Annotated in this window: 13 protein-coding genes; 9 read left to right on the top strand and 4 right to left on the bottom strand. The window is 58.6% G+C overall.

Annotation, left to right across the window (positions count from 1 at the left end; genetic code table 11):
• Positions 1-55 precede the first annotated feature (55 nt).
• The 5 genes from ACAW74_RS22670 to ACAW74_RS22690 all read left to right on the top strand — a co-directional run bounded on the left by ACAW74_RS22670 (position 56) and on the right by ACAW74_RS22690 (position 7,061).
• Positions 56-1,276 carry a hypothetical protein gene (locus ACAW74_RS22670; protein WP_370700527.1) on the top strand — a complete coding sequence of 407 codons (1,221 nt, stop codon included), beginning with the start codon at positions 56-58 and terminating at the stop codon, positions 1,274-1,276.
• An 18-nt stretch (positions 1,277-1,294) separates the two neighbouring features.
• Positions 1,295-2,539 (top strand): arginase family protein, encoded by a 1,245-nt coding sequence (locus tag ACAW74_RS22675; RefSeq protein ID WP_370700528.1) that lies wholly within the window; start codon positions 1,295-1,297, stop codon positions 2,537-2,539.
• A 181-nt stretch (positions 2,540-2,720) separates the two neighbouring features.
• Positions 2,721-3,854, top strand: coding sequence for an LpxL/LpxP family acyltransferase (locus tag ACAW74_RS22680; RefSeq protein ID WP_370700529.1), 1,134 nt, complete (start codon positions 2,721-2,723; stop codon positions 3,852-3,854).
• Between the two features lie 18 nt (positions 3,855-3,872).
• Complete coding sequence (locus tag ACAW74_RS22685; RefSeq protein ID WP_370700530.1) at positions 3,873-6,296, top strand: TonB-dependent receptor; 2,424 nt, start codon at positions 3,873-3,875, stop codon at positions 6,294-6,296.
• Between the two features lie 57 nt (positions 6,297-6,353).
• Positions 6,354-7,061: a hypothetical protein gene (locus ACAW74_RS22690; protein ID WP_370700531.1), complete on the top strand. Its 708-nt coding sequence runs from the start codon at positions 6,354-6,356 to the stop codon at positions 7,059-7,061.
• A gap of 100 nt (positions 7,062-7,161) precedes the next feature.
• Here ACAW74_RS22690 and ACAW74_RS22695 read toward each other — a convergent pair whose 3' ends face one another.
• Positions 7,162-8,589: a dihydrolipoamide acetyltransferase family protein gene (locus tag ACAW74_RS22695; protein ID WP_370700532.1), complete on the bottom strand. Its 1,428-nt coding sequence runs from the start codon at positions 8,587-8,589 to the stop codon at positions 7,162-7,164.
• Between the two features lie 129 nt (positions 8,590-8,718).
• Complete coding sequence (locus ACAW74_RS22700; RefSeq protein WP_370700533.1) at positions 8,719-9,996, bottom strand: competence/damage-inducible protein A; 1,278 nt, start codon at positions 9,994-9,996, stop codon at positions 8,719-8,721.
• Positions 9,997-10,137: 141 nt separating this feature from the next.
• Between ACAW74_RS22700 and ACAW74_RS22705 the strand changes: the two genes are divergently transcribed.
• The 4 genes from ACAW74_RS22705 to eboC all read left to right on the top strand — a co-directional run bounded on the left by ACAW74_RS22705 (position 10,138) and on the right by eboC (position 13,922).
• The gene (locus ACAW74_RS22705; RefSeq protein WP_370700534.1) at positions 10,138-10,947 is read left to right on the top strand and encodes a DUF4197 domain-containing protein; all 810 of its coding nucleotides are present in this window, start codon (positions 10,138-10,140) and stop codon (positions 10,945-10,947) included.
• A gap of 183 nt (positions 10,948-11,130) precedes the next feature.
• The gene (locus ACAW74_RS22710; RefSeq protein ID WP_370700535.1) at positions 11,131-11,850 is read left to right on the top strand and encodes an EboA domain-containing protein; all 720 of its coding nucleotides are present in this window, start codon (positions 11,131-11,133) and stop codon (positions 11,848-11,850) included.
• Positions 11,851-11,948: 98 nt separating this feature from the next.
• Positions 11,949-12,941: a TatD family hydrolase gene (locus ACAW74_RS22715; protein ID WP_370700536.1), complete on the top strand. Its 993-nt coding sequence runs from the start codon at positions 11,949-11,951 to the stop codon at positions 12,939-12,941.
• Between the two features lie 96 nt (positions 12,942-13,037).
• Complete coding sequence (gene eboC, locus ACAW74_RS22720; protein ID WP_370700537.1) at positions 13,038-13,922, top strand: UbiA-like protein EboC; 885 nt, start codon at positions 13,038-13,040, stop codon at positions 13,920-13,922.
• A gap of 86 nt (positions 13,923-14,008) precedes the next feature.
• On the opposite strand, the gene ACAW74_RS22725 is transcribed toward eboC, so the two are convergent.
• Together ACAW74_RS22725 and ACAW74_RS22730 are read right to left on the bottom strand one after the other, a co-directional pair.
• Positions 14,009-14,989: a DUF1028 domain-containing protein gene (locus ACAW74_RS22725; RefSeq protein ID WP_370700538.1), complete on the bottom strand. Its 981-nt coding sequence runs from the start codon at positions 14,987-14,989 to the stop codon at positions 14,009-14,011.
• A gap of 17 nt (positions 14,990-15,006) precedes the next feature.
• On the bottom strand, positions 15,007-15,630 hold the full coding sequence (locus tag ACAW74_RS22730) for a hypothetical protein (protein WP_370700539.1): 624 nt from the start codon (positions 15,628-15,630) through the stop codon (positions 15,007-15,009).
• Positions 15,631-15,722 lie beyond the last annotated feature (92 nt).

Consider the following 15,722-nt stretch of genomic DNA (forward strand, 5'->3'; position numbering starts at 1 on the left):
GCTTTCAGCCCGAGGCGAACGGCCCGTCGCTTCCTCCTTTTCTTTCTGAATGACCATGACAACTTCGCCTGCTTCCGCGCTGAGCCATCTGGAGATCGCTCAGGTTGGCACCGGCATGCCAACGACGTACCTGCTGAAAACACCTGCCACCTCGTTTTACGTCCGCGAGTCGGTCTACCGCATCATCGAAGGACTACGGCAGGGCCTCACCTACGCCCAGATTTCGGCCCAATTGCAGGCCGATGGGCTGAACGTACCTGAGCAGGCGGTACAGGAACTGGCCGAAACCACGCTCACCCGCCTCAACGAGCCCGCTCCCGCACGGCCCGATGTCATGGCTAACATGCAGTATGTCTTTGGTAAGATCACACTGCTGCGCCCCACCCGACTTCCCCGGCTGTTGCGCCTGCTGGGCCATCTCTTCAACCCCGCGCTAATGACGGTGCTGGTGGTGAGCTGCCTGCTGGCAACGGGGCTGTATTTCTACCAGGTAACCGACACCTTCATCAGCCAGCACCGCAGCATCTGGCGCGGCAACGAAGGCATCTGGCTGGTAGTGGCTTACGTGATCTACTTCACCGTGTTTATGTGCCACGAGCTGGGCCACGCCAGCGCCACCCGCCGCTTTGGCCTCGACCCCGGCGACATCGGCTTCGGCTTTTACCTGATCTTCCCCGTCTTCTACGCCGACGTGTCGGTGATCTGGGCGCTCGACCGCACCCGCCGCATTGTCGTCAACCTGGGCGGTATCTATTTCCAGTTGCTGCTCAACGGTCTGTTTGTGGCGGTAGCTTATGCCTTCCCGGCAACATACCTGTTCCTGAGCCCGATCATCATCCTGAATTCGCTGGTGATGCTCTACTCGCTGAACCCCTTTCTGCGCTACGACGGCTACTGGATCTACAGCGACCTGTTCAACCTGCCGAACCTACGTACCCAGTCGCGCCGCTACTGGGCAACGCTCAAAAAACGCTGGGGCAACGTACCTGTCCGACAGTTTGTCCGGCCCACCGAATGGCCATTGTTCATCTACACCGTCAGCAGTACGGTCGTGCTTACGGTGCTGGCCATCGTGTTTGTGCGCGTGCTGTACACGTCGCTCGTGGGTGTGGGTGTGGTGTTCAGCTACTACGGTCACTGGCGCCTGGCCGAGTACCACCCCGACGACCTGCTGACGCTGGCCCGCACGCTCTTCCTGCTCATCATCTCGGGCTTTTTCGGCCATCGGCTCATCAAAGCCCGCCGCCGCCCGGCCTCTGTATCCAGTCCGGTTTAATCGTTTCGCCTTATCGCTATGGAAACGCTCGTTCTTCCTGCCGAAACCCAGTACACGCTCTCGGCCTGCCTGAGTGTTCGGAGCCGCAGCGCCGACAACTACCAAATTGCGCACCTGCTGACGGGGAAGCAGTACCAGATTACGGCCGACGTCGCCCGGATTCTGGCGCTGCTTCAGAAAACCGCTACGCCGAGTCAGCTCTGCGACGCCCTGCCCGATTTACCCCCAACGGCTATCGACCGCGCCATCCGGTTTCTGACCACTGAAAAGCTAATCATCGACGCGGCCCACAGCGCCCACGAAGACCTGTTCCACATCAACCAGCTGACCAACCGGCTCTTTAACCTGCCTGATCACCAGCGGCGTAGCGAAGACCCCGGCGTGGTGTTCATCGGGGTGCCGTATGGCGGGGGGAATGGCGTGTCGCCCGGTTGCGAGCGATTTCCGTCGGTGGTGCGGGCTTATACGAAGCAGCAGAAAATCAACCTGGGGCCCGACGCCAACCTGGCCAACGTGCATTTTCGGGGCCTCTACGCCACCACACCCCCTACCCGCCTCACCGACCGCCTGCTCGCCGGTGACCTCCGCGACTGGGGTGACCTGCTCTTTTTCCCGTTCGAATCGGCCACCGACGTGTACGCCAAAATTGGGCGGGCGGTGCAGCTGACGGCCCAACGCGGGCAGGTACCGGTACTACTCGGCGGCGATCACTCGATCAGCTACGCGGGGATTCAGGCGATTACCGAGCAATACGGCGCCATCCAGGTGCTGCACTTCGACGCCCACTGCGACACCTACGAGTCGAGCTACAACCGGCTGTATGCCCGGCGCGGCGCTCACAGCCACGGCACGTTTATGTCGCGCAGCCTTGAACTGCCGGGTCTGAAACGTGTCACGCAGATCGGCCTGCGCGGCTTTACCAACATTTCGCAACACGATACCCCCCGCCGCCACATTCTCTGGGCCGAAGACGCCCGGCAGGCCCTGGCGACCAACACCTTACCCACGCTCCCGACCGAATGGCCCGTGTATGTCACCTTCGACATCGACGTACTCGACCCGGCAGCCGCCCCTGGCACCGCTACGCCCGTACCCGGCGGCTTCAGCTACGACGAAGTGTGCCACCTGCTCGCTCATTTCCTGCAAGGGCAGCGCGTGGTGGGCGTCGATCTGGTGGAAGTCAACCCCGACCGCGACCGCGATCAGGTCACCGTACAAACCGCTGCCCAACTGCTCCTCCTCCTCGCCAGCTATGTAGTCTGAGGTTTAGCGTTTGATGTTTGGCGTTTAACATTAAAGGTTTGGCAGTCAAGCCCCCGTCAAGGCTAATAGTTTGATTACTAGGCCTATATCTACCAAAATGTTAGACTTCAAACATTAAACGCCAAACATCAAACGCCAAACTTCCTCCAAACAGTAATCACTATTCCTCCCCTGAGTGACCATGAATCCGAACCTTACGTATGAACAAGCTGTGGATGCGCTCCGCATTCACTACGACACAACCGACCTGATCTCGTCGCGTCCGCAGAGCCACCTGATGGTGGCGGCCAACCTGCAAACGTTTCTGCCCAACGTACCTGCGGCCGACTACGACCATTTTTTTGCCGACATTCTGTACTACCAACACCTGGCCGGTATGGATGAGAAAATCGTGACCAAGGCGGCAGAACTCGTCATCACCGGCGACGCTGACGGCCTCTGGGATGCGGCCGCCGGCAAGCCAACGATCTTCTGCACCTGCCACCTCGGTTCCTACCGCCTGTTAGGCCTGCTGCTGACACGACTGGGCCTCAAATTCAGCCTGTTGATCGACACGAATACGTTCCAGAAGCAGGGCGAAAAATTCATGCGCATCCACCGCGAAGCCGCAGCCCTGTTCAACCAGCCCAACGCCGACATGACCCTGATCGACGCCGAACAGCCTTCGGCGGGTATTCAGTTGATCCGGGCGCTGAAACAGGGGCGCATCCTGATCGCTTACCTCGACGGCAACACCGGCGCGGGCGGCGTTACGCGGCAGGACGACAAACTCGTCGGGGTCGATTTTCTGGGTAAACCGCTGCTGGCCCGCAAAGGCATCGCCTTCCTGTCGGTCGCCACGCAGGCACCCATCGTGCCCATCTTCGCCTACCGCCCCGATGCCTATACCAACGCCGTGCAGGTGTTTACGCCCATCACGCCCACCGAGACGTCCGCGGCCGAACGCGAAGCCGTCTGCGCCTCGATCACCCAGCGGCTCTACGACGATTTTGCCACGACGCTACGGCAGTACCCGTCGCAGTGGGAAGGCTGGCTGTACGTGCAGAAATACCTCGATCTGAACCGCCTGCGGGCAACGTACCCAGCCACCACCGCGCCCGCCATCGCCGACAAAACCGACTGGTTTTTTAACCATACCCGCTACGCCAACGTACCTGACGGCAATACGGCGGTGCTGTTCGACAAGCACCTCTATCGCTCGTTCCGGGTGACACGCCAGTTGGGCGAGCTACTCAACGCACCTAGTGTCCGGCTTGAGGCCATCCGCAAACCTGAGTTGATCGATATGCTCGTTGGCCAGGCCATCGTCTGCTAACCTCACCCCTACCAGACCATGACAAAGCCGCTACGCTGGTTACTGGGCCTTTTTCTGGCCCTTGGCCTGCCAACCCTCACGCTGGCCCAAAGCGACTCACTAAGCCGCATCACGGGGCAGGTGATCGACGAATACAAACGCCCGCTCGAACTGGCGACCGTGGTGCTGCAACGCGCCGCCGACTCGGTGGAAGTAGGCGCGGGCTACACCGAAGCCGATGGCTCGTTCGCGTTTAGCAAACCCGCTGGTACTTACCGCCTCATCGTGTCGGTAGTGGGGTATCGCCGCCAAACGATTTCGCTGCCTACGACGCTGGCCGGGCAAACCACCAACGTACCTACGGTTGCGCTCGTCCCCGACGTGAAGCAGTTGCAGGAAGTAAAGGTGTTGGGGCAGAAACCCTTCATCGAGCAACTCAACGACAAGCTGGTACTCAACGTCAGCAACAACCTGGCGGTGAGCGGTGGCTCGGCCCTCGACGCTCTCGAGAAAGCGCCCGGCATCCAGGTCATCAACGACCGAATTTCGCTGGCAGGCCGCACGGGCGTGGCCATCTACATCGACGGCAAACCCTCGGCCCATACCGACATGACCCAACTGCTGCGCGACATTCCGAGCAGCACCATCGACCGGATCGAGCTGATCAGTCAGCCCGGTGCCCGCTACGACGCGGCCGGTTCGGCGGGGATCATCAACGTAGTGCTGAAAAAGAGCGATCGCAAAGGCACGCACGTGCTGCTGACGGGCAGTGTGGGCTACGGCACCTACGCCAAATCGTCGGGCGGGCTGTCGTTTAACCACCGCACCGGGCCGATTAACCTCTTTGGTACGTACAGCTACAGTTACCGCAAAACCTTCAACCAAAACACCTTCGAGCGTGATCTGGTCGAAAACGGGGTGCCGTTTGTACTCCGGCAGCAGACCTACGAGCCGCGCACTACGCAGGGTAGTACGTTTCGGTTGGGAGCCGACTGGTCGCTGGGTAAACGGAGCCTGCTGGGTGTATTGCTGAACGGTCTCGATAGCGAAGGCGACGCCAACGGCCAAACCGACACCGACGCCACCACGACAGGCCAAACGCAGAACCTGCTCAAAACCCGCAACCAGACCGATCGTCGCTGGCAAAACCTGACGGCTAACCTGAACTACAAACTGACGCTCAACGACCGCGGCCACGAGCTGACCGTCGACGCCGATATGGCCCGCTACAACCTGCTGAACCACTCGCTGCTGACCACCCAACGCCTCGCCGACACGCTCCCCGTGAGCCAGGCTATTCGGAATAATCTGCCCACGACGGTGAACTACAAGGCGTTCAAGCTCGACTATGTGCGGCCGCTGCCCAACAGTTACAAGCTGGAAATGGGGTTCAAGCTCAGCGGCACACTGATCGACAGCGATTTGGCCGCCGAAGTGCAGGTAGCTGAACAATGGCAACCCGACCGCAGCCGGTCCAACCAGTTCAGCTACAGCGAGGACGTGCGGGCTGGGTACGTGACGATGCACAAAAACTGGAAACGCGCCGATTTGCAGGTCGGTCTACGTACCGAATACACCGATACCGAGGGCGTCTCAGGTACGTTGAATCAGCGCAACAGCCGCCAATACTGGCAGTGGTTCCCCAGCGTGTTTTTCAACCAGGCGCTGACGAGCATCTTGGGCGTGTCGGTATCGTACAGCCGCCGCATCGACCGGCCGGGTTACCAGGACCTGAACCCGTTTGTGTACTACATCGACCCGTATACCTACCAACGGGGTAACCCCAACCTGGTGCCGCAACTGACCAACAACTGGAAAGCTACGCTGACGTACCAGAAACTGCCCCTGTTCTCGGTGGGCTACAGTGTCACCAACAACGTGATCACGCAGGTAACCGAACAGGACCCCAACAGCCGGGCCGCCTTCTCGACGATGGCTAATCTCGACGAGCAGCACAACGCCTACGCCACGCTCAACTTCCCGCTTTCGTTTGCCAAATGGCTATCGGGCTACGGCAGCCTGACGGGTTTCCGAAACAGTTACACCTCAACGTACCTGGACGGCCTCTATGCCGACGCCCGCTGGTCGTACACGGCCTTCGCCACGGCCACGGCCAAAGTGGGGTCGCGGCTCTCGGTCGAGTTGTCGGGCTCGTACCAGGGACCGGGCGTGCTGGGGCTGGTACGCTACAATGGCTACGGCGTGGTCAACATGGGCATGCAGTACAGCCTCGCCAACGAGCAAACCAGGCTGCGCCTGTCGGCCAACGACCTCTTCTACGGATCCCGGATTGTGGGCACGGTCAACTACCAGCAGATGAACCTGCGCATCTTCTCGCTCTGGGAAAGTCGGCAGTATCGCCTCACGCTTACCCACGCTTTTGGCAACACGAAGCTGAAATCGTCCCGCAAACGCACCACCACGGCCGACGACGAACGCAGCCGCGTCAAGCTGGAGCAGTAGTGCATAGCTACCCGCACCCTCATCAACCCTTTTCTCGTCCTAAACCCCTTTTTCACCATGAAACGCATCCTTTTTATCGCCCTCTGCTTCCTACTGACCACGCGGGTCAGCGCCCAGGAATTGCCCTCTGCCGACGCCATCGTTGACCGTTACCTGAAAGCCTGTGGTGGCAAAGACGCCATCGACAAGGTGCAGGACATGAGCTTCAGCCTGAAAGCCGACACACCCAACGGCCTGGCTGTCATCGACGTCGACGCCAAACAGGGGCACAAGTTTTCGCAGGTCATCTACATGGGCGGCACCGAAGTAAGCCGCACCATCTCCGACGGGCAGAAAGTCACGACCATCCGGGGCGGCAAGGTCATCAGCGCCAACGAAGGTGCGGCGGCCCTGCGGCAACTACTGAGCAGTTCCCTCTTCGGCGAGCAGTATTACGCCCAATACAACGTAATCCGCCGAACGCTGGGCCGCGAGCCACTCAACGGGCGCGATATGTACAAAGTGGAATTTTCGACCGGAAACGGCGAAAAATGGCAGGACTGGTTCGACGTGGAAACGGGCCTGCGGATGCAGCGCGTGCTCTACTACCGCACGGCCAACGGGCTAGCCACCAGCACCTCTAAATTCTGGGATTATAAAACCGTCAATGGGGTAGTGTTGCCTTTCACGCGCAGCCAGACGTTCGGCTCTGTTGACGCCACCCTCGCGATTAGCGCCATCAAAGTAAACCGTGGACTAAACGACAAGCTCTTTAAACTACCCTGATTGGTCACTCATCGGGTTTACCAACAATCCCCGCCGCCCCTGGCAGCGGGGATTTTTTGGTGTTTAAACCTATAAGGTTTTGGACGGGGGCGCCCAGCCCTTATAGGTTTGGCTCGTTCCACTGTTCGAGGTAGTCGGCTACACGCCGGACAAACTGCCCGCCCAAGGCCCCATCGACCACGCGGTGATCGTAAGAATGGCTCAGGAACATCATGTGCCGGATGCCGATCAGGTCACCCTGCGGGGTCTCGATCACAGCGGGTTTCTTCACGATTGCCCCGAAGGCCATGATCGCCACCTGCGGCTGCATGATGATGGGCGTACCCATGAGGTTGCCAAACGTACCGATGTTGGAAACGGTGTAAGTGCCGCCCGCTAGGTCGTCGGCGGTGAGTTTGTTTTCGCGGGCGCGCTTGCTCAGGTCGTTTACCTTTTTGGTGAGGCCCGTGAGGTTATACTGCGCCGCATCGTGAATAACGGGAACAATCAGGTTACCCGTTGGCAAGGCCACGGCCATGCCCACGTTGATCGCTTTCTTCACCAGAATACTGTCGCCCTCCACCGATACGTTGATCATCGGGAAGTCGCGGACGGCCTTCACGATGGCGTCGATCAGGATGGGCGTGTAGGTGAGGTTTTCGCCCGTCTGCTTCTTGAAGGTGTCTTTGTTGGCCGCGCGCCACTGCACCACGGCGGTCAGGTCAGCCTCGACAAACGAAGTCACGTGCGGCGAAATCTGCTTCGACTCCACCATCCGCTGCGCAATCATCTTCCGCATCCGGTCCATCTGAATGATATCGGACGAGCCGTTCAGGCTTTGGGCGGGGACCGGCTTCACCGCAGGGGTAGCGGGGGATGGTGGGGCTTGGTGGGCCGGTACGTTCCCTGCCATACCCTGCGCCGCAGGCATACCCTGCCCCCTGCTCGACGCTGCGCGGTCGAGCACATACGCCAGCATATCTTTTTTCGTCACCCGGTTGTCGGAGCCACTGCCTGGGATAGTATCGAGTTCGGCACGGCTGATACCTTCTTCTTTGGCAATATTCAGCACCAGGGGCGAATAGAAGCGGCCTTCAAACGCAGGTACGTTGCTGGGCTGGGTAGTAGCCGGCTTGCTGCTCATAGCTCCGATGCTAGCCTCCAGTTCGATCGCACTCGCTACCGCTTCGGCTTCTTCCACGTCGTTGACCGCGGCGGCATCCACGCCCACCTCTTCCAGCGACGACAGCGGCGCTGCATCACCACTCGCCGATACGTTGGTGGTCGCGTCGTCAGCGGCCACAGCGTCCGACGTTTCGATACGGGCAATGGGTTGGCCAATGGGCACCACGTCGCCATCGTTTACCAGCAGTTCTTTCAGCACACCGGCGTAGGGCGCGGGCACTTCCGTATCCACTTTGTCGGTCGCTACTTCCAGCAGCGATTCGTCGGCGTCAAAGCGGTCACCGGGCTTTTTGAGCCACGTAATGACCGTGCATTCCATAATACTCTCGCCCATTTTGGGCATGACAAGATCAACAAGGGCCATCGTTCAGGATGGAATCAAGAATCAGGATTTTAAATGATAAATGATGAGTTATGGATTATGAATTGGCTTACGCAGCTGTATTTGTGTTCGCGTAAGCCGATTCATAATCCATAATTCATAACTCATCATTCATAATTTAAAGTCCTCAATTGATGATTCCTTTTTCAGTTGTTCACGAAGTAGATTCAATACGTATGTAGTGGTAAGGGTAATGTTTTGCTCGCGGTATTGGCCGAGGCGCAGCAGTTTAGCGGTGGTGCCGGTAGCGGTGGCGCAGGCAATCCAGATGGTACCTACGGGCTTATCGGGCGTGCCGCCGTCGGGTCCGGCGATGCCGCTGGTCGCAATGCCCACGTCGGCACCCAGCATGACGCGGGCACCTTCGGCCATTTCGCAGACGACCGGCTCGCTCACCGCTCCAAACCGGGCCAGGGTTTCGGAGCTGACACCCAGTGCGATATGCTTGATGTCGTTGCTATAGGCCACGACCCCGCCCACAAACACCGACGAAACGCCGGGTAGCTTGGTCAGGGTAGCCGCTACCTGCCCACCGGTGCAGCTCTCGGCTACGCCCAAAGTCAGGTTTTTCTCTTTTAACCGATTCACCACTACCTGCTCGATCTCGTCGCCATCATAGCCATAGACATGCTGCTCGATCAGCGGCAACACCGCGGCCACCTGCTCGTTGAGTTCGCGGGTCAGTTCAGCCGCATCGGTCCCGGTGGCGGTCAGGCGCAGCTTCACCTGCCCAAAACTTGGCAGATAGGCTAGCCGGATATGCGGCGGCAGGGCATCTTCCCAGGCTTCGATGTGCTCGGCCAGAAACGATTCGCCAATGCCGATCGTGCGGATGATCTTATGCTGAATTACGGGCATCTCAAACCGCTCTTTCAGCTTCGGCAGCATCCGGTGGGTCATCAGGTTTTTCATCTCGAAGGGCACGCCCGGCAGCGAGATATAGACCGTATCGTTCTGATCGAACCACATGCCGGGGGCCGTGCCCCAGTCGTTCTGCACGTATTCGGCATTCTCGGGCAAGTCGGCCTGCCCCCGATTGAGGTCGGTCATTTCGCGGCCCCGCTTCAGGAAAAAGCCCGTCACCAGGTCGAGCGCCTGCGGATTGCGCACCAAGCCTACGTTGAAAAACTGGCACAACGTTCGCTTGGTGATATCGTCTTTGGTAGGACCAAGTCCGCCGGTGATCACGACTACGTCGGCGCGGGTCGTGGCCTCGCGCAGCGCGTCGAGAATCACGTCGGCCTGATCACCCACCGACGTTTTCCGAATGGTTCGGATGCCGATGTTGGTCAATTCGGTGCTAATCCACTGGGTGTTGGTATCGGTTATCTGACCGAATAAAATTTCGTCGCCGATCGTAATCACTTCGGCACGGATCATAGCTGGCATACAAATCAATGGACAAGGCACGTTATGAACTGAACAATGAGGCGGGTCTTAGCCGTTACTCCCTGACAGGAAGAATTTTCTTTGGCCGACTTTACATTCTCCAGTCACTGCTGTCAAAAGTACATAAAACAACCTTGAGCAATGAAATCGTTTTATTCGGCGACCCGCCCCCTCCTCCTCACCGCAGCCCTGCTGCTAACCACCGGACTCTCCTTATCCACTCAGGCTCAGGACACTACTTCGGCCCCCAAACCGACCGAAACCCGCCGAAACCCGCTGGGTGGGTTGGGTAAAGTGCTGGAGAAAGTACTGCCCCCGTCGAATGCGTCGGGGACGAGTAGCGGGCTATCGGCCGTCGAAATTGCGTCGGGTCTGAAAGAAGCCCTGCGCGTGGGCATCGACAAAGGGGCCACACAGGCGTCGGCCCTCGACGGCTTTTTCAAGAACAACCTCATTAAAATTCTTTTTCCGCCCGAGGCACAGCGCATTGAGTCGCGGCTGCGGCAGTTGGGTTTCGGCAAGCAGGTCGATCAGTTTGTGCTGGCCCTGAACCGTTCGGCCGAAGATGCTGCCAAGCGCGCCAAGCCTGTGTTCTGGAAGGCCATCACGCAGATGAGCATTCAGGATGCGGTGGGCATTTTGCGGGGCAGCGATAACGCCGCGACCGAATACCTGCGCCGCACCGCCGGGCAGCAACTGGTGGCCGAGTTTACGCCGATCATCGACAGCACCTTGCAGAAAAACAACGCTACGCGCTATTACAACTCGCTGGCCGGTACGTATAACAAGCTGCCGTTTGTACAGCCTGTCAACGCCAACCTGACCGAATACGCCACCAACAAGGCCGTCGATGGGCTGTTTATTCTAGTGGCGCAGGAAGAGAAAAAAATTCGCGAGAACCCCGTCGCCCGCGTGAGCGACATCCTGAAACGGGTCTTCGGCAGCAAATAAGTTAGTTGATTGTCAGTGGGGGTCGGTACACCAGTCAGTGCGGTGTACCGACCCCCACTTTTTTATGGTTAAATCGAGGCTGGCTCCTGACTTTTGTCAATTCGTTTTGTACGCTAGTCAGGGCCACATTTGCGACCTTTGTGCCAGCCCGTGTACTGGCTCGCCATTTGTGGTAATATATCCATGAATTTATCCTCTCTTTTTAACGAAGCGGCAACCAATGCCGAACGGCAGTGGTTACAGACGAAACAACAGGGATCGTTGAACGCGCAGATGGCGGCCTTCGTGGCTGTGCCCCGCTTCGTCGACCGACGCGACGTACCTGGTAAGCCTGAATGGACAATGGACCGGCTGGCCCGCGTGCTGCTGCTGCTGTCGATGGTCGATACCGAACCGGCGAAAAGCCTGCAGGCGATTGATATGCTGTTCGATACGGCTGAGCTACAGGAGCTGGCCGCGCTGTATTCGGCCCTGCCTCTGCTGCCCCAACCCAAACGCTGGCTCCTGCGGGCTACCGACGCCGTGCGGTCGAACATGGGGCCGGTATTTGATGCGATTGCCTTCGAGAATACGTACCCAGCCGACCACTTTTCGGAAGCGGCCTGGAATCAGCTGGTACTCAAATGCATTTTCAACGATAAACCCCTTATGCGCATCGTGGGCCTACTCGACCGGGCCAACCAGACGCTGGCCAACGATCTGTCGAATCTGGCGCATGAACGGTGGGCGGCCGGCCGCCGTGTACCGGCCGAAGCCTGGCAATTGGTACCCCGGTTCATGAACGAAACGCTGCTGGCTGATGTAACCAAATTACTCCAGTCACCCAATGCGGACGACCGGACCGCCGCCCGGCAGGTCTGCCAGACGACGGACTATCAACCTGCTAAACAACTTATTGAATGAACGATGTACAATGAACAATGTACAATGGGCTGACACAACCCGGTTGGTTAGCATAATTCATTGTACATTATACATCGTGCTTTATACATGTCAACCTTATGAACCCTTCACACGCTCAGGAAGAAGAGATTCGGCCCGATAGCACGGTGCATGAACCCGTCGATTTCATGACCCATATCAAGGGCATGACCTTCTTCGATCCGCACATCCACATGACCTCGCGCACCACCGACGATTATCAGGCGATGGCCGACGCGGGTATTGTGGCGATTATCGAACCGGCATTCTGGTTGGGGCAACCCCGCACCGGCCTGGCCACATTCAAAGATTATTACAGCAGTCTGGTGGGCTGGGAGCGGTTCCGGTCGTCGCAGTTTGGCATCAAACACTACTGCACCATCGGGCTTAACTCACGGGAAGCCAACAACGAACCGCTGGCCGAGCAGGTGATGGAGTTGCTGCCGCTCTTTGCCTACAAAGAAGGTGTGGTGGGTATTGGCGAAATCGGCTTCGATGACCAGACAGCGGCTGAAGAGAAGTTCTACCGGGCGCAGCTGGAACTGGCCAAGGAAGCCAACCTGCCTGTACAGATCCACACGCCCCACCGCAATAAGAAGGAAGGCACCGAGCGCAGCATGGCGATCGCGCTGGAGCACGGCCTCGCCCCCGGCATGGTGATCGTGGACCACAACAACGAAGAAACGGTAAAGTCGGTGCTGGACAAGGGATTCTGGGCCGCCTTCACGATCTACCCATTCACCAAAATGGGCAACGAGCGCATGGTAGCGGTGGTGGAACAATACGGCCCTGAGCGCATCATGGTCAACTCAGCCGCCGACTGGGGTATCAGTGACCCGCTGGCGATTCCGAAAACAGCCGCCCTGATGGTGATGCGGGGCATTCCGGTCGAGCACATTCGGCAGGTAACTTACCAGAACGCCATCGACGCCTTCGCCCAAAGCGGTCAGATCAACGTGGCTGATTTTGAATCACCTTCAGCAATCGACCAGAGTCAGACGTTCAACGGCAATACCATCCTGCGTGGTGGCCAGCAACCCCGCCGGGATAGCAAGTCGATCATTATCAATTGAATGGATGAATGATTATGCCATTGGGTGAAAGGCGTTCCTCCAAAACTCGCCCTTCACTCAATGGCACAATCACACATTCACTCAATATCCTCTTCTATGAAATCTTATCTGCAATTGATGCGCCCGGCCAATTTATTGACGGCCGCTGCCGATGTGCTGGCGGGTGCTGCGCTGGCGTTTGGCGCTACAGAAACGTCGGCCGCATCGGCCTTGCCGACCAATCTGTGGCTGCTGGTGCTGTCGACCGTTGGTTTGTATGGCGGTGGTGTGGTGCTGAACGACGTGTTCGACGCCCAACTCGACGCCGTCGAGCGCCCGGAACGCCCCATCCCGAGTGGGCGCGTGTCGGTTGGGCAGGCATCGGTGCTGGGCATCGGCCTGTTGGTTTTGGGCATTGGGGCGGCTTATCTATACAGCCCCATGAGCGCCTGGCTCGCCCTGATCATTGCCGGGCTAGCTGTCTTTTATGATCGCTTCGGGAAACACCACGCCCTGTTTGGTCCGCTGAACATGGGCTTGTGCCGGGGCGTCAATCTGCTGCTGGGTATCAGTGCGGCAGGTACGTTCCCCATTAAAGTGCTGTGGCCCGCGGCGCTGATTCCGGTCATTTACATTGCTGCCGTTACCATGATTAGCCGGGGCGAAGTGCATGGCGGAAGCCGCACGACGCTGTGGGGAGCCGCGGCTTTGTTTACCCTCGTTAGCGGCCTGCAAATCGGGACGGCGGTGGAGTTGGGCACGTTGTGGCTGGCCATCGGTTTTGTGGCCCTGCATCTGTTGCTGGTGTTGCGCCCCCTCTGGACCGCTATTCAGCAACCCATTGGCCCCAACATCGGGCAGGCGGTGAAAGCGGGCGTGCTGTCGCTCATCGTGATGGACGCCGCCTGGGCCGCGCTCTCAGGCCACTGGCTACTGGCCCTTTGCCTGCTGGCCCTGCTGCCCCTCTCGCTCCCCGTAGCCCGGTATTTCGCGGTAACGTAGCACCCGGCTCCAGCCGGGCTGTAAGGTACAGCGAGTCAGTCATCGTGTCTTTCCACGTTACGGCCCGGCTGGAGCCGGGCGTTACATTATTTCACTAGTTGCGCCAGTTCGGGAGCTGAGACGCTCAGCAGGCCTACTTTGGGGAGGCGTCGGGTCAGTTCGCGCCAGTTGGCATCCTGTGCGTAGATGGGCTTCAGCATCTGCACGGCTTTGGGCACCTGCTTGGTGTTAGCGAGGGCAATGGCCGTCCAATACTGCATTTCAAGGTTTTTCGGGAAGAGCTTCATGGCCGACCCGTAGGCATCCATCGCCCCTTTCATGTCATTCTTTTCCGTCGCCAAATCGCCCGCGTTCATATACTCATAGGCGCGGTGGGTACGTAGCAGCCGGCCCAGTTCAGCCAGGGGCTGCTCGGCATCGTCGACGCGCAGATCGACCAGGTGGTTATCATCCCAGGGGGCGGCGGTGGCTTTGCCTTTCACTACCAGCAGCACCGCCGATTGCCGCCCGCGAATGTCGCCACCAGCTGCCTGTGCGGCGTTCAGGGCACTCAGCACGCGTTCGGGCAGGGGCATCGTCTTGTTTTTCTCGAACGCCGCCGCCATGGCATCCGGCACAGTGTTGTTGCGCATCATGTTGGCCTGCACCGAGTAGTTTGTACCTTTCCGATGACCAGCGAAATCAATGCATTTAGCGCCTGTGTGCACGGCTACATTGCCTTTAGCATCGGCAATCGCGACCTGCCGAACCTCGCGGCCTTCGTCGGTACGAAGCAGTTCATCAAGAGCCTGTTGGGCGGTTTTACCGTCTTTCAGCAGTTGCAGCCCCCGAAGTCCAAACGATTTGTTTGTAAACGACTGTGTGGCCACGACGCCCACGCCCGCCTCGCCCCACGACACGGTGGTGCCCACCGAAAACCAATGGCTTTGCACACCTACGGCCAGGTCGCCGGTGACTTCGTCGCGGGCAACGATGGAAAACGTATGGGCAAAAGGCTCACCCTGCCGGGTACGTTGCGCGTGGGCCGTCAGCGACGCGCAGAGCAGAAAAAGAGAGAGTAGACGCATAGAGGCGAAGATAACGCCTAGGTCGTCATGGTGTAGCGCTCGTAGCGGGTGGTAATGAGCACGGTTTTGGTGCCCGCACTGGTATAGATCGTTTTTCGGTTCGTGACCTCGATGGCATGTTTACCCACCACCTTCACCGACACCGGCTTTTTCCACCGTACCGAGGCATCACCGTGAGCATCATCGTCGACGTTGATCACGGTCAGGTCGGGGGCAAAAGACACCAGCCGACTCGCTCCCTGCTGCGCATAATTGACGGTCTGTTTGGGGTCGTAATCGAGGGGTTCCCATTCCCAATTTCCTCGTTTTGTCTGAAGCCAGATGTACTGTTCGGGCCACGCCTGCATCATCGTAAACCCAGGCTTGCCATCCACTTGCGTGTTACCCGTGATATGCAGCACTAACTCACACCGGTAATCGGGCGCCAGTTGGGTAATTTCGGCCAGCATGTTGGTCGACGCTTTACCGTCCATATTGACATCGATGGCTTCGTCGCTCACCGAGCTGACAATGCTGTATTTGCCATGAAAGCGATCGTGTAGCGCCGCGACGTCTTCATTCGGGGCAACCTGCTCGGGGCTCGGTGTGCAGCCTGCCAGCCACAGCGCCCCAACTATACCTAACCACCAGTTCGTTTTCATCCCGATTGCCTATTCTTGATTTATAAACAAATATATCAACAAGCCAACCTACTAAATCTATCCAGTTGCCTACAAGTTGCTCCCGTGACGTA

Source organism: Fibrella musci (assembly GCF_041321105.1).
GTDB lineage: Bacteria > Bacteroidota > Bacteroidia > Cytophagales > Spirosomataceae > Fibrella > Fibrella musci.